General features: G+C 54.6%; 14 protein-coding genes and 1 tRNA gene. 12 read left to right on the top strand and 3 right to left on the bottom strand.

Going from position 1 to position 14,993, the window contains the following annotated elements; all coding sequences use genetic code 11:
• Window position 1: 1 nt before the first annotated feature.
• From LUB09_RS21090 to LUB09_RS21080, 3 genes are all read left to right on the top strand, one after another.
• Window positions 2–78, top strand: a tRNA-Ile gene (locus LUB09_RS21090).
• A gap of 227 nt (window positions 79–305) precedes the next feature.
• On the top strand, window positions 306–677 hold the full coding sequence (locus LUB09_RS21085) for a plasmid mobilization protein (protein WP_231423598.1): 372 nt from the start codon (window positions 306–308) through the stop codon (window positions 675–677).
• Window positions 678–767: 90 nt separating this feature from the next.
• Window positions 768–1,553, top strand: a complete 786-nt coding sequence (locus tag LUB09_RS21080; RefSeq protein ID WP_231423597.1) for a hypothetical protein — start codon at window positions 768–770, stop codon at window positions 1,551–1,553.
• A 212-nt stretch (window positions 1,554–1,765) separates the two neighbouring features.
• Here LUB09_RS21080 and drt3b read toward each other — a convergent pair whose 3' ends face one another.
• Both drt3b and drt3a read right to left on the bottom strand, forming a co-directional pair.
• Window positions 1,766–3,808, bottom strand: coding sequence for an antiviral reverse transcriptase Drt3b (drt3b, locus tag LUB09_RS21075; protein WP_231423596.1), 2,043 nt, complete (start codon window positions 3,806–3,808; stop codon window positions 1,766–1,768).
• A complete protein-coding gene (drt3a, locus tag LUB09_RS21070; RefSeq protein WP_231423595.1) occupies window positions 3,801–5,147 on the bottom strand; it encodes an antiviral reverse transcriptase Drt3a in 1,347 nt (448 codons plus the stop codon). Before drt3a ends, drt3b begins: the two co-directional genes overlap by 8 nt.
• Before the next feature lie 428 nt (window positions 5,148–5,575).
• Here drt3a and LUB09_RS21065 point away from each other — a divergent pair, with 428 nt between their 5' ends.
• The 9 genes from LUB09_RS21065 to pqqE all read left to right on the top strand — a co-directional run bounded on the left by LUB09_RS21065 (window position 5,576) and on the right by pqqE (window position 14,452).
• Window positions 5,576–6,022, top strand: coding sequence for an Lrp/AsnC family transcriptional regulator (locus LUB09_RS21065; RefSeq protein ID WP_003232633.1), 447 nt, complete (start codon window positions 5,576–5,578; stop codon window positions 6,020–6,022).
• A gap of 146 nt (window positions 6,023–6,168) precedes the next feature.
• Window positions 6,169–7,872: a flavin monoamine oxidase family protein gene (locus LUB09_RS21060; protein WP_209985553.1), complete on the top strand. Its 1,704-nt coding sequence runs from the start codon at window positions 6,169–6,171 to the stop codon at window positions 7,870–7,872.
• A 24-nt stretch (window positions 7,873–7,896) separates the two neighbouring features.
• The gene (locus LUB09_RS21055) at window positions 7,897–8,691 is read left to right on the top strand and encodes a carbon-nitrogen hydrolase family protein (RefSeq protein ID WP_231423594.1); all 795 of its coding nucleotides are present in this window, start codon (window positions 7,897–7,899) and stop codon (window positions 8,689–8,691) included.
• Between the two features lie 48 nt (window positions 8,692–8,739).
• Window positions 8,740–11,079 carry a pyrroloquinoline quinone biosynthesis protein PqqF gene (gene pqqF, locus LUB09_RS21050; RefSeq protein WP_231423593.1) on the top strand — a complete coding sequence of 780 codons (2,340 nt, stop codon included), beginning with the start codon at window positions 8,740–8,742 and terminating at the stop codon, window positions 11,077–11,079.
• Between the two features lie 156 nt (window positions 11,080–11,235).
• On the top strand, window positions 11,236–11,310 hold the full coding sequence (gene pqqA, locus LUB09_RS21045) for a pyrroloquinoline quinone precursor peptide PqqA (protein ID WP_003194766.1): 75 nt from the start codon (window positions 11,236–11,238) through the stop codon (window positions 11,308–11,310).
• 71 nt (window positions 11,311–11,381) lie between these two features.
• Window positions 11,382–12,293, top strand: a complete 912-nt coding sequence (gene pqqB / locus LUB09_RS21040) for a pyrroloquinoline quinone biosynthesis protein PqqB (protein WP_231423592.1) — start codon at window positions 11,382–11,384, stop codon at window positions 12,291–12,293.
• Between the two features lie 11 nt (window positions 12,294–12,304).
• Window positions 12,305–13,057: a pyrroloquinoline-quinone synthase PqqC gene (pqqC, locus tag LUB09_RS21035; protein WP_209985565.1), complete on the top strand. Its 753-nt coding sequence runs from the start codon at window positions 12,305–12,307 to the stop codon at window positions 13,055–13,057.
• Window positions 13,054–13,329, top strand: coding sequence for a pyrroloquinoline quinone biosynthesis peptide chaperone PqqD (gene pqqD / locus LUB09_RS21030; protein ID WP_209985568.1), 276 nt, complete (start codon window positions 13,054–13,056; stop codon window positions 13,327–13,329). The genes pqqC and pqqD overlap by 4 nt, the downstream gene beginning before the upstream one ends.
• On the top strand, window positions 13,322–14,452 hold the full coding sequence (gene pqqE / locus LUB09_RS21025; protein WP_245229033.1) for a pyrroloquinoline quinone biosynthesis protein PqqE: 1,131 nt from the start codon (window positions 13,322–13,324) through the stop codon (window positions 14,450–14,452). The genes pqqD and pqqE overlap by 8 nt, the downstream gene beginning before the upstream one ends.
• Window positions 14,453–14,590: 138 nt before the next feature.
• Here the strand turns inward: pqqE and LUB09_RS21020 are convergent, their stop codons facing one another.
• The gene (locus LUB09_RS21020; RefSeq protein ID WP_003194776.1) at window positions 14,591–14,749 is read right to left on the bottom strand and encodes a YqaE/Pmp3 family membrane protein; all 159 of its coding nucleotides are present in this window, start codon (window positions 14,747–14,749) and stop codon (window positions 14,591–14,593) included.
• Window positions 14,750–14,993: the final 244 nt, after the last annotated feature.

Below are 14,993 nucleotides of genomic sequence, written 5' to 3'. Positions count from 1 at the left end.
AGGGCCTATAGCTCAGTTGGTTAGAGCAGGGGACTCATAATCCCTTGGTCGTAGGTTCGAGTCCTACTGGGCCCACCATACTCAAAGCCGCGCATTGCGCGGCTTTCGCGTTTCTGGCGGGACCATCTCAAATACAGTCCTATGGTCCAAGGGTACAATTTAGGTACAGTGCTGGTTCGCCAGCCGCCTAGGAGCACCCACATCACAGGCGAAATTGACCTGAACGAATTTGTGATGCTCTCGCAGAAGATGCGTCCTGACAGCGACGATTCTCAGCCATCAGGAAAGCAGTTAACTTTGCGCTAATGCGCTACGTCATCCAAGATGAAATCCCATCTAACGTTAAAGAATGGATTTCAGAACAAGTCACTGGCGAACCCGACGAACGCCCAAAACAACGGCTTGAAATTCGATTCACACCGAGCGAGCATCATGAAATTTTGGCACGCTCAGAGGCCGAGGGTTGCTCACCACAGCGCTGGGTGATCAACTCCGTTAGAGCAAGCCTGACCAATCAACCTCAGTTCACGATGGCAACGACAAAGGCCCTTTGGGAGTCCTCAGGTCAGCTACGGGCTATCGGCAGAAACCTAAATCAGATCGTGAAAAACCTGAATGCGCGCGGTGGCGAAAGCATCACGCAGAGTGAGATAGCTCAGCTATCAACCTATATATAAACATACCGAAATAGTTTACGAGCTCCAGGATGCCAGCCTCAGCCGCTGGAAACTGGCTCAAAAACGCATGTCATGATTAGAGGTGATGCAGTGGGCAAATTTTTCCCAGAAATAAAATTTCCAACCAAGGCGTCAACCAGCATGTGCGCCACGGTGTTTGAAGAGCTCGATGCAGCCGTTAGTTTATTAGATATCACACGCAAAGAATTCAATCCCACCCAACGACAGCTTATTGGACGTTTTCTCATTGCCTGCAAGATGTTCGGGCATGAAATGCTAGTAGCTGACGGTGACTCGGAGGCGTTGAGAGTTGCCTTAGGACTTTCTTTATCCGATAGCAAAATTGAGAAAAGCCCATCAGAGATATCTGGAACAGAACTAATCAATAGCGTTTGCATGGAAGTTTGTAGCGATTTAGACAAAATAGGCCAAACTCTTCAAGGCGAACTATTGACAGGCGTAGCAGATGTGGTTGCGAGCATTAGAGCTGCATATGATTTGGAAGATGGTGAAAGAGATGCGCTCGACTCTGTAGCATCAGCAGTCCGCCATCTGGCGCAACAGGTGACCGCACTATTCGATGTACAGCCTTATATTTTTCAACAACACTACTCTATCTACCAAGCAAACGTAGAGAGCGAGAATGATGGTAAAGGGGAAGAAACTCTTCGAATCACTGCTGAGCAGTTCATGCAAAATGTAAAGCCGCCTGAGCGAAAAGCAACACTTCGAGACAGGTTACAGCCATTCATTCCCGAACTTACGCGGCTGCGTCAAGAGGGCTACACCTACGCACAATGCGCGCAGTTCTTGGAAGAAAACGGCATAAAAACTTACATAGGTGCCATCAGTGGTGTCATGAATGATCTTAGATAGGTCGTAAATCGAAGATGGACCGGAGGGCTTTAGCACATAAAAATCTTAATCTCTCCACTCCCGAGCGGCCTTACGCTTTCAGGAGCAGAGGGACCTTGACCGAGCGGCTCATGCGGACCGTCCGATGGCAGACCTCCATGCGTAGGACGGACCGCCAATGATGCTGGTGTGTGCGACTGCAAACAGCCTTTAAGGCGCATGATGCATCGATGTCAGTATACCTCTTGACTAATCTTAGCGTCCAGTTCTCTGGAAAAATCGAAATCTTTCCATTTAGTAAACCAAAAATCGTTGAAGCCAGCGATCTTTCTGAAATTCTGGCCAGATACCCCGTAGAGAGCCAATATTTTTCGCTTTAAGTCATTTTCAACGAATGGACAAGACAGTATATCTAAGGATAGGTGCAACATCTCTGTGTCACCAGGCAAATTATTTTTGCGATCATCGAATTTATTCTGAACGTGAAGAATCAATAATTTCTTCAAGTTGGAATATCTCACCTTATCTGAGATATAGAAAAACATAGTAGTAATCGAAAAGTAACTCAACTCGGCACCGAACTCTCTTCTATCACCGATAGTCACTACATTAAAATACTTACCAAGAGTTTTTTCATCCAACCAATATGAAGTACCCAACTGCCGCATCAACACAAGCAGATAAAGCGTTTCAATGGGCACATTCTTAGTATTAGCTGCCTGATCGAGCACACTACAGCAACAATCGAAAATCTGTCGATATATAGACGCACAATGCTCCTTACCTACTTCATGCTTACTTACGAAGGTAATAACCCTTTGCATTATCCGACAAAGCTTAATGGTGGTATTAACTTTCGGAGAAACCGAATAAATAAAAAACAGAAAACCGATGATAGCCTCTACAGAGCACGCCAATTGTTTAGGAGAGGCATGATCAGGATCTAGCCGCTCGTAATCAAAAATAATTCGCGACACTTTTTTATCAACGATCGAAAGCGAATAATTCAAAACATCTTTATATTCTACGGAAGAGATTGATAGAATTGATTTGAAATCAGTTATCAGACCGAACTGGTTGATATTTATCGAGCCTTTAAAGGTTTCAACACCATCCTTGTCGAAACGTTCAAGATCATAGCAAAGCTTTTCATTAAACAAGTCTGATATTCGTTTTTTCGCGATAGATATTGACGTTATAATTGGCCTTGCTAAAACTTCCTCTTTGTTTTTATTCAACGAGAGCTTGTATAGTTTCAGCGACTCCTGAAGGCACGACTTGATATCAACAAAAACATTTTCGTCATTATAAAAAACAAAAAAATCGTCAACATATCTATATATGCGATATTGTTTCCCGTTGAAGTATCCTTTTTCCTCAAGAGCTCTAGACACGTCAACATCGACAGCTTGGAAGATTACTTCAGCAAAAACTCTAGAAACCTCCGGCCCAATGACTATACCGTTAGTCTCGTTATAGTTTAGTTTCTGCATCAACCAATCAAATCGGCCTGGAAACGTTTCGGGCAACGCCCCGAGATTATTTTTTGCGTATTCTTTTTTATAAATCGCCCAAGCAATCGAGTGCGTATATATACGATCAAAGCACGATGCAACATCCAGCTTAGCCAGATTTCTAAACTCTCTTTCGCCCTCTAAATGCTCTATAGACTCATAAAATTTAAATACATTGCTGAATCGCTCATACACAAAAAAAGATTTTAAATTCTCATAGTCATCACCTTCGAGCTCAACAACCGAATCGCTAGTTTCTCTTTTTTCAATTAACGCTCTAGCATCAATGTAAGTGCAGCCCGCCACACGCCTGGGCATGCGCAAGCTGTATTCGCTCCTGCCCGAAAAATATATTATTAGATCTTTGAACTCATCATAAAAATCGACCACTAACATTTGCGCACGAGGATGTATTAAAGATAAATGCCTGAGCTGATCTTCCTTATGCGAAATGGAAAATGCAAACGGTATAGAGGAAATCTCTCTCTTCTCTAACACCATGGTGGAATATAGCACGCCCGACCTATCTACTCGGGAAATCTCTTTTTCAATAGAGACACCCACAACTAGTTTAACCAACTCATCCAACGCATCATCTTTAGCAAACCAACTGAATGTAAAATTACTATACTTAACACCGTGCTCACACAGAAACTTATAGAAATGCCGATTCGAAAATACTATTGGAACCTCAAAAGGTAAAACATCGGACAAGACAGCTCGCTCTACAGGAAAGTTTATTGATAATGCTTTCTTAGCCATGTAGCCACCCCCGAGACATCTCGGATAAAGTTCTAGGATCAAACTCTCTAAAAATCTTGTTATTAAAGCCGAGCTCAAATGAGTAGTGACTGAGCCGCCTCTTTAAACGCTCATCATCGAGCATTCCAATCTGATGTTTTAAAAAGTGATCTAAACCAATGAGTTGCTTTGTGTCATTTATAAATTTAATTCCGAAATACACGCCAATAAAAGCATTACTCTTGCGATTAAACAGCCTGGTATTGGATGTTAAAAATCCAATTCTAGCAATCAGGTCTTTCGAAGATTTGTCTCTCATCCACGCTTGCTTAGCCTTATACTCATCAAAGCTTTTCTTGACTCTCGCACGATATTTTTCACATTTCTTATGACTTAGCGTCACCTTTTTACTGGCACCGTCGACTTTGAATGCATACCCAAGATACTCAAAGCTACCTTTTTGCTCGGTAAGAAACGAAATCTCATCGGTTTTACTATTAACAACTAATCCCTTCCTGCCAAGAATACCTTTCAATTCTGAAAGATAACTGACAGTGCACTCTGCCCTTCTCGGGGCATATACAAGAAACATATCATCGACATATCTTGAGTAGTACACGAGATCGCTAGACTGCCTTAGATCCTGATCAACCTTCGCTAGGTATATTTCAGCTAAGTACGCGCTAATTCCGATACCTCGAGGTAATCCTTTTTCAGAACCAGACAGAGAAACATAATCTTTAACTGCCCGAGTAATAAGCCGCTTAACCAAAACCGACAGTTTTGTAGATCCGTGTAACTGCTCCAGAAGCAACTTATGATCGACCGATTCGTAGAAGGCGCTTATATCTGCTTTAATTACATACTTTGGAAAGCCATCAAAAACCAAGCTTTTAATCTGATTCACAATCAGATCTCTACCTGCCAACCGTATACCGTATAACTCTTTAAGGATTTTTTGAAGATGCCTAGCAGCTAATATACTCTCGATAGTGCTGCCAACACTATACACCTGCTTACCATTTACCAATTCAGGAAGAGCATGAACAGCAAGCCTAAAATCTTTCTTATTAATTAGCTCAGCAATTGAAGACAACAAATCAGTTATAACCACATCATATTTTTCCCGCCTAGCGTCTAAAACCATACGCAAACGGCTATGCCGTGCCAAAAAGATTTCTTCAGTGATTAATGCTTTTTTAAGTCTCGACCTAAGGAATTTATAGTATCTTTTTATAAAAGCTATCTTTCGCTTTAAAGCGAAGGCATCGGGGAAAAATTTCTGCTCAAGGCTGCCGCCTTTTTTCTGGTCTTCATCAAACAATCGCTTGAGATTCTTGACAGTTACCGTCTGATCCATCGCTAATTCTCCATGTCAATACCGCATAAAGGCGCCCCTCTGTCGGATGGCGACCTCTCCAGCGTCCTTACCAAGAGGTACAGTATCAGTACACAGAGCAGTTCTGATACATTTCGTTAACCTTCGGTAAACTCCTTTATCTCCGTTGCTTTGGGCTTGTTGTACCTACGCTAGCCTATGTACAATTTCTGTAGATACTTGGCTTTGCTTACACACTCATAATCCCTTGGTCGTAGGTTCGAGTCCTACTGGCCCCACCATACTCAAAGCCGCGCACTGCGCGGCTTTTGTCGTTCTTGACCTCTGGATTTTCAGCGCAAATTTCCGCCGTAAATGCCAATGAGTCCAAAGAGTGTCCACCCCTCCTCGCTGACATCCCCGCACAAGCCTGTAACATGCCACCAACCGCCCCCCATCCCGGAGCCCCCTTGGCCACCCTAGACGAAATCGACCGCCAACTCATCGCTGCGCTGCAACTGAACGCCCGCGAAAGCGTGGCCATGCTCGCTCGGCAGCTCGGCATCGCGCGCACTACGGTCACCTCTCGCCTGGCGCGGCTGGAGAAAACCCAGGTGATCACCGGTTACGGCGTTCGCCTCAGTCAACGTGTCGCCGATGGGGGTCTGCAGGCATATGTAGGCATCACCGTACAACCACGCTCCGGCAAGGAAGTGCTGCGCAAACTCAGCGCCATGGCTCAGGTGCAGCAACTCTGCGCGGTGAGCGGCGAATTCGATTATGTGGCCTGGCTGCGCACCGATTCGCCCGAGCAACTCGACCAACTGCTCGATCAGATCGGCAGTGTCGACGGCGTTGAAAAAACCACCACGTCGATCATCCTCAGCAACAAACTGGATCGCGCACAACCAATCTGATCGATCGACTCGTCATATTGACTAAAACCAGCTCAATATGACGACACATTGCGTCTTATTAATGACCTCTGCACTCCCTAAACTGGCTGCCATCTTTTCCTATACTCAGCGGGTCGCTTCCCGTCGAGTCGTCAACAAGGTCAGCCATGAGCATTCCGTCCAGCACCCTCAGCAAGACCATTCGCCACCCTGCCGACGGTAAAAAACCGATCACTATCTTCGGCCCGGATTTTCCGTTTGCCTTTGATGACTGGATTGAGCACCCGGCGGGCCTGGGCAGCATTCCTGCTGCCAATCACGGCGCCGAGGTGGCGATTGTCGGCGCGGGGATTGCCGGGCTGGTCGCGGCCTATGAGCTGATGAAGCTGGGTCTGAAGCCGGTGGTGTACGAAGCCTCGAAAATGGGCGGCCGTTTGCGCTCCCAGGCGTTCGAAGGCGCCGAGGGCATCATTGCAGAGCTGGGCGGCATGCGGTTTCCGGTGTCGTCCACGGCGTTCTATCACTATGTGGACAAGCTGGGGCTGGAAACCAAACCGTTTCCCAACCCGCTGACGCCGGCCTCCGGCAGCACGGTGATTGATCTGGAAGGCGAGACTCACTACGCGCAGAAACTCTCGGACTTGCCGGCGCTGTTCCAGGAAGTGGCCGACGCCTGGGCCGATGCGCTGGAGGCCGGTTCGCAGTTCGGCGATATCCAGCAGGCTATCCGCGACCGCGATGTGCCGCGTCTGAAAGCGCTGTGGAACAAGCTGGTGCCTCTGTGGGACGACCGCACTTTCTACGACTTCGTGGCCACCTCGAAGGCGTTCGCCAAGTTGTCGTTCCACCATCGCGAAGTGTTTGGCCAGGTGGGTTTCGGCACCGGCGGCTGGGACTCGGACTTCCCCAACTCGATGCTGGAGATCTTTCGCGTGGTGATGACCAACTGCGACGATCACCAGCACCTGGTGGTTGGCGGCGTGGCGCAGGTGCCCATGGGCATCTGGCGCCATGTGCCGGAGCGTTGCGCCCACTGGCCGGCCGGCACCAGCCTCAGCTCATTGCACTGCGGCGCGCCACGGGCCGGGGTCAAGCGCATTGCCCATGCGGCGGGTGGCCGTTTCGCGGTCACCGACAATTACGGCGACACCCGCGAATACGCTGCGGTGCTCACCACCTGCCAGAGCTGGCTGCTGACCACACAGATCGAATGCGACGAAACCCTGTTCTCGCAAAAGATGTGGATGGCTCTGGACCGCACGCGCTATATGCAGTCGTCGAAAACCTTCGTGATGGTCGACCGCCCGTTCTGGAAGGACAAGGACCCGGAAACCGGCCGCGACCTGATGAGCATGACCCTCACCGACCGCCTGACCCGTGGCACTTACCTGTTCGACAATGGCGACGACAAGCCGGGCGTCATCTGCCTGTCGTACTCGTGGATGAGCGACGCGCTGAAAATGCTGCCGCAGCCCATCGATAAACGGGTGAAACTGGCGCTGGACGCCCTGAACAAGATTTACCCGAAAGTCGACATCAAGGCGCGCATCATCGGCGATCCGATCACCGTGTCCTGGGAAGCCGACCCGCATTTCCTCGGCGCCTTCAAGGGCGCATTGCCCGGCCACTATCGCTACAACCAGCGGATGTACGCGCACTTCATGCAGAAGGACATGCCCGCCGAGCAGCGTGGGATTTTCATTGCCGGCGACGATGTGTCCTGGACGCCTGCGTGGGTCGAAGGCGCGGTGCAAACTTCCCTCAACGCGGTGTGGGGCATCATGAATCACTTTGGTGGCAGCACTCACGCCGAGAACCCGGGGCCGGGTGACGTGTTCGATGAAATCGGGCCGATTGCCCTGCCTGAATAACTGCCCGACTCAAGGAGCTGCGTCATGCGTGTCGCCCTGTATCAATGCCCGCCGCTGCCGCTGGACGTGGCCGGCAACCTCAAGCGCCTGCACCAGGTGGCGCAAGAGGCGGCCGGCGCCGATGTGCTGGTGCTGCCGGAGATGTTTCTCAGCGGCTACAACATTGGCCTCGAAGCAGCAGGTGCCTTGGCCGAGGCGCAGGACGGGAATTCTGCCCTGGCCATCGCCGAGATTGCGCGAAACGCCGGCTTGGCGATTGTGTACGGCTATCCGGAGCGCGCCGAAGATGGCCAGGTCTATAACGCCGTGCAGTTGATCGACGCGCAAGGTCAACGCCTGTGCAATTACCGCAAGACACACCTGTTCGGCGACCTCGACCGTTCGATGTTCAGCGCCGGCGGCGATGATTTTCCGCTGGTGGAACTCAACGGCTGGAAGCTGGGGCTGCTGATTTGCTATGACCTGGAGTTCCCGGAGAACACCCGGCGCCTGGCCCTGGCCGGTGCCGAGCTGATCCTGGTGCCCACGGCCAACATGGTGCCGTTCGACTTTGTGGCTGACGTCACCGTGCGGGCGCGCGCCTTCGAGAACCAGTGCTACGTGGCCTACGCCAATTATTGCGGGCATGAAGGCGAGATCCAGTATTGCGGGCAAAGCAGCATCGCCGCGCCGGACGGTCAGCGCGTCGCCCAGGCGGGATTGGACGAAGCCTTGATCGTCGCGGCGCTGGATCGCCAATCGATCCTCGCTGCCCGCACCGCCAACCACTATCTGCAAGACCGCCGCCCGGAACTGTACGGCGCGCTGCACAAGCCCTGATCCAGCGGGTTTGTTAGCATAGGCACTTCCCTCGCTTCGGAAGTGCCCATGCCTGCGCCGGCCCAATCTCATCCCATCCACCTGACCTTGGCCAACGGCCTGCGCGTCTCGTTGCGCCATGCGCCGCGTTTGAAGCGTTGCGCTGCAGCCTTGCGCGTGGCTGCCGGTAGCCATGATGTGCCGTTGGCCTGGCCTGGTCTGGCGCATTTTCTTGAGCATTTGTTGTTCCTGGGGACAGAGCGTTTTCCTGCAAGCGATGGGCTGATGGCCTACGTGCAGCGTCATGGTGGTCAGGTCAATGCCAGCACCCGCGAGCGCGCCACCGACTTCTTCTTTGAGCTACCGGTCTCGACCTTTGCCGATGGGTTGGAACGGCTGGCAGACATGCTGACCCACCCTCGGCTGACAAGCGAAGACCAACTGCGCGAACGGGAAGTGCTGCACGCAGAGTTTATCGCCTGGTCCCAGGATGCAGCGGCGCAACAGCAAGTGGCGCTTTTGCAGGGCCTGGCGGCCGATCATCCGTTGCGGGGTTTTCACGCAGGCAATCGCGACAGCCTGCCGGTGGAAAGCCAGGCGTTTCAACAGGCCTTGCGGGCCTTCCATGAGCACTTTTATCAAAGCGGGCAGATGACCTTGAGCCTTGCAGGCCCACAGCCGTTGGCAGAACTGGAGGCGTTGGCGCAACGCTTCAGTGACGCCCTGGCTTCAGGCCCCCTGCACCCGCAAACCTTGCCGCCGCCTTTGATGCCCGGCCAGGCGCAGAGCTATCAACACCTGGACGGCAATCACTTGCATCAGGTCATTTGCTGCGAAGCCCCTCGCGAAGCCCTGGAATTTCTGTGTACCTGGCTCAACGCTTCGGCACCGGGCGGGCTGCTGGCTGAACTGAAAACGCAGCAACTGGCCACCTCGCTGCACGCCTCAGTGCCGTACGACTTTGCGGGGCAGGCGCTGCTGGTTATCGACTTCACCGTCGAGACTCAAGAAACAGCGCAGATCGAGACACTGCTGTACGACTGGCTGAGCTTTTTTGCCCACAGTGACTGGACCTCCCTGCGCGAAGAGTTCGCCCTGCTGGCCGCTCGTCAGCAGCAGACCCAGGGCGCACTGGCGCTGGCCCGCAATCACAGCGAAGCACTGTCGGAACCTGCGGTCGCAGCACTCAAGGCCATGCTCGACTCATTGCACCTGCCCGTGTCCCAACACGGGTGGCAGCCTGCTCCCAACAATCCCTTCCTGCGCCCCCCTGTCAAGGAAGAGCGCGCAGGCCTGATTCGCGGCCAGACCAGCGCCCATCGCGGGTTACGCACCTTTGCCCAGGACCGTTCACGGGGCCGCAAGGACGCATCGGCGCTGACGTTCAGCCATGCGCTGGCCGATGACAGTGATGAAGGCGCGCTGTATCTGCAGTGGCGCTTCAACGCGCCCGCCCCCGAACTGGACAGTACGCTGCAGGCATTGCGCGAAAATGCCGGTCAGGCCGGTGTCGAATTATCCTTCGAGGCTATGGGCAATGACTGGCGTGTGAGGATGATCGGTCTTCAACAGCCAATGCCTGCGGTGCTCGAAGCCTTGGCCCATGCGCTGAAACAGCCGCAAGCGCCAGCTCCCGCGCCGGTGCCGATGATCGCCATTCGGGCACTGCTCAAGGCACTGCCTGACTGCTGTGCCAACGCGACCGGCGCTGATGAGACGCCAGCGTCCTGGTCCGACGCCCGCTGGCAAGGCTTGGGCATAGGGCTGACAGCCACGTGCGAGACCGCGATCAAAGCGGCCGCCGCGCGCTTGCCTGGACAACCCGCGATTATTGGTCACGACGTTGCAGATCTTGCCGGCCAACACGTTTGGCACGCAGTAAAAACCGACACGAGCGAAGCCGCCCTGCTGCTGTTCTGCCCCACACCGAGCGGATCTCTGGCCGATGAAGCGGCCTGGCGCCTGCTCGGTCATCTGCTGCAAGCCCCCTTCTACCAACGCCTGCGCGTCGAGCTGCAATTGGGCTACGCGATCTTCAGCGGCGTCCGACAGATCAACGGACAAACCGGACTGCTGTTGGGTGTGCAATCGCCCACGGCGTCATTGGAAGACATCGTCGAGCACCTGCACAGCTTCCTGCAGCAGCTGCCGGCCTTGATCGAGCGCAGCGACGAGTTGGGCAACCGGCCCTTGGCCGAACAGTTTGCCCGCGAGGCGCTGCCCGTTGCGCAAGCTGCCGAACTGCTCTGGCACGCGCATCTGGCAGGCCACCCGTCGGATTACTTGCAGCAACTGCAACAACGCATTCTGGCGTGCACCCGGGGCGACTTGCTGCACGCCGCCCGGCAGTTGCAAACTGCAGCGGGCGGCTGGCGCTATGTGGCCAATGGCCCACGTATGATCAACTGAACAGCGATCATTGCTGCCTTTGCAAAAGGCTTTTTCCATCAAGACAGCGCTAACTTGAAAAGAATTGCGTAACATTCACACGCACACATCTGAACATCTCCGACAGGAGATGGACTATATGTATTACACATCCCATCCCTACGTAGGAGTAAGAACATGACCTGGTCCAAACCTGCTTACACTGATCTGCGCATTGGTTTCGAAGTCACCATGTACTTCGCCAGCCGTTAATCCGCTGGGTAATACAACGCCTCGGTTCGCCCGGGGCGTTTTTGTTTTGAGCTTTGCTTGATGGAGCGGCCATGTTTGTCCAGATTCTAGGTTCCGCCGCTGGCGGTGGTTTTCCGCAGTGGAACTGCAACTGCGTGAACTGCGCAGGTTTTCGCGACGGCAGCCTGCGCGCCCACGCGCGTACTCAGTCATCCATTGCAATCTCCGACGACGGTGTGAATTGGGTACTGTGCAACGCCTCACCGGATATTCGCGCGCAGTTGCAAGGCTTTGCGCCGATGCAACCCGGCCGCGCCCTGCGGGATACCGGCATCAGCGCAATCATCCTGATGGACAGCCAGATCGACCACACCACCGGCCTGCTGAGCCTGCGCGAAGGTTGCCCGCACCAGGTGTGGTGCACCGACATGGTCCATGAAGACCTGAGCACCGGTTTCCCGCTGTTCACCATGCTTACCCACTGGAACGGCGGCCTGGCCTGGAACCGCATCGAACTGGACGCCAGTTTCACCATCCCGGCCTGCCCCAATCTGCGCTTTACCCCACTGCCGCTGCGTAGCGCCGCACCGCCCTATTCGCCACATCGCTTCGACCCGCATCCGGGCGACAACATCGGCCTGATCGTCGAAGACCTGCGCACTGGCGGCAAGCTGTTCTACGCCCCAGGCCTGGGCAAGGTCGACGCGCCGTTGCTGCAGATCATGGCCGGCAGCGACTGCCTGCTGGTGGACGGCACGATGTGGGACGACGATGAGATGCAGCGCCGCGGCGTCGGCACGCGCACCGGTCGCGAGATGGGCCACCTGGCGCAGAACGGACCCGGCGGCATGCTGGAAGTGCTGGAACAATTGCCCGAGCAGCGCAAGGTGCTGATCCACATCAACAACACCAATCCGATCCTCGATGAGGACTCCCCCGAGCGCGCGGAACTGGTGCGGCGCAATGTCGAAGTGGCTTACGACGGCATGAGCATTGAATTGTAGGAGCTATCGAAATGACTGACACAGCCCTGACCACCGCCGAATTCGAAGCAGCCCTGCGCGCCAAGGGTGACTTCTACCATATCCATCACCCTTACCACGTGGCGATGTACGAAGGTCGCGCCAGCCGCGAGCAAATTCAGGGCTGGGTCGCCAACCGCTTCTACTATCAGGTGAACATTCCCCTGAAAGACGCCGCAATCCTGGCCAACTGCCCCGACCGCGAAATCCGCCGCGAGTGGATCCAGCGCCTGCTCGACCACGACGGTGCGCCGGGTGAAGACGGCGGCATCGAAGCCTGGCTGCGCCTGGGTCAAGCCGTTGGCCTGGACCCCGACCAGTTGCGCTCCCAGGAACTGGTGCTGCCCGGCGTGCGCTTCGCGGTGGACGCCTACGTCAACTTCGCTCGTCGCGCCAGTTGGCAGGAAGCCGCCAGCAGCTCGCTGACCGAGCTGTTCGCGCCGCAGATCCACCAGTCGCGCCTCGACAGTTGGCCCCAGCATTACCCGTGGATCGACCCGGCCGGCTATGAGTATTTCCGTACCCGCCTGGGCCAGGCGCGCCGCGATGTGGAGCACGGTCTGGCGATCACGCTGCAGCACTACACCACCCGTGCAGGCCAGGAACGCATGCTGGAAATCCTGCAGTTCAAACTGGACATTCTGTGGAGCATGCTCGACGCCATGAGCATGGCCTACGAACTCAAACGCCCGCCGTATCACAGCGTGACCGCGCAGCGGGTCTGGCATAAAGGGATCACCCTATGAGTTTTGATCGCAGCAAAAAACCCGTGTGGCGCCAGGGCTATCGCTACCAGTACGAGCCTGCGCAAAAAGGCCATGTGCTGCTGTACCCGGAAGGCATGATCAAGCTCAACGAAAGCGCCGCGCTGATTGGCGGCTTGATTGATGGCGAGCGTGATGTGACAGCCATCATCGCCGAACTGGACCGGCAATTTCCCGGCGTGCCTGAACTCGGTGAAGACATCGAGCAATTCATGGAGGTCGCCCGTGCTGAGCACTGGATCGAACTTGCCTGAAAAACCGCCTGTCGGCCTGCCCCTATGGCTGCTCGCCGAGTTGACCTACCGCTGCCCGTTGCAGTGCCCGTACTGCTCCAACCCATTGGATTTTGCCGAGCAGGGCAAGGAACTGACTACCGAGCAGTGGATAAAGGTATTTCGCGAGGCGCGCGAGATGGGTGCCGCGCAGTTGGGCTTTTCCGGCGGTGAACCGCTGGTGCGCCAGGACCTCGCCGAACTGATCAGCGAGGCGCGCAAGCTTGGGTTCTACACCAACCTGATCACCTCCGGCATCGGCCTCACCGAACAGAAGATCAGCGACTTCAAGAAAGCCGGCCTGGACCATATCCAGATCAGCTTCCAGGCCAGCGACGAGCAGGTGAACAACCTGTTGGCCGGCTCGAAAAAAGCCTTTGCGCAAAAGCTGGAAATGGCCCGCGCCGTAAAGGCCCACGGCTATCCGATGGTGCTGAACTTCGTCACCCATCGGCACAACATCGACAAGATCGACCGTATCATCGAGCTGTGCATTGCGCTGGAGGCGGACTTCGTTGAGCTCGCCACCTGCCAGTTCTATGGCTGGGCGCAGCTCAATCGGGTGGGACTGCTGCCGACCCGAGAGCAACTGGTGCGCGCCGAGCGTATCACCAATGAATACCGCGCCAGGCTCGAAGCCGAGGGCCATCCCTGCAAGCTGATCTTTGTGACGCCGGATTATTACGAGGAGCGCCCCAAGGCCTGCATGAACGGCTGGGGCAGCATCTTCCTGACCGTCACACCGGACGGCACTGCCCTGCCCTGCCATGGCGCGAGGCAAATGCCGGTGCAATTCCCCAATGTGCGCGACCACAGCATGCAGCACATCTGGTATGACTCGTTCGGCTTCAATCGTTTTCGCGGCTATGACTGGATGCCCGAGCCGTGCCGTTCATGCGATGAAAAGGAAAAGGACTTCGGCGGCTGCCGCTGCCAGGCGTTCATGCTGACGGGGGATGCCAGCAATGCCGACCCGGTGTGCAGCAAGTCCGAGCACCACGGCATCATCCTGCAGGCAAGGGAAGAAGCCGAGCACGCCACTCAGACCATCGAACAACTGGCGTTTCGCAATGAGCGCAATTCACGGCTGATCGCAAAAGGCTGAAGGAACACCATGAGGTCTGAAAATGTGAGAGGGGGCTTGCTCCCGATGGCGGTGGCTCAGTCAACCTATCAGTGACTGCTCCACTGCCATCGGAAGCAAGCCCCTCCTGCATTTGACCTTCAGCGCAACAGACAGGCCTTAACGCTTGGCGATGATGTACACCGCATGGATGATGCCGGGGAAGTAACCGCACAGGGTCAACAGGATGTTCAGCCAGAACGCGCCGCCGAAACCTACTTGCAGGAACACACCCAGTGGCGGCAGTAGAATGGCGATGATGATGCGAATGATATCCATGGGTCAGCTCCAGAAAATCGGCTCGTGCGAGCCGTGTAGCTAATCGACCTTGGGCGTCGGCGAGGGTTCAGTGGTTTCTGGCATTGCGCCATCGTCAGACCCGGCCTGACTTTTTCGCAGGATCGAGTAGGAGGCGGGATTACTCCCGCCGTCCTCTCACACCACCGTACGTACGGTTCCGTATACGGCGGTTCAGGCTATGCGGTTGAGTCGGTTTATCGTATCCAGTATCGAGACCAGCCCG

It is taken from the genome of Pseudomonas sp. Leaf59, from assembly GCF_920984685.1.
Taxonomy (GTDB): domain Bacteria; phylum Pseudomonadota; class Gammaproteobacteria; order Pseudomonadales; family Pseudomonadaceae; genus Aquipseudomonas.
Note: the sequence above shows the minus strand (reverse complement) of the source record. Positions and strands in the feature narration are given on the sequence as shown.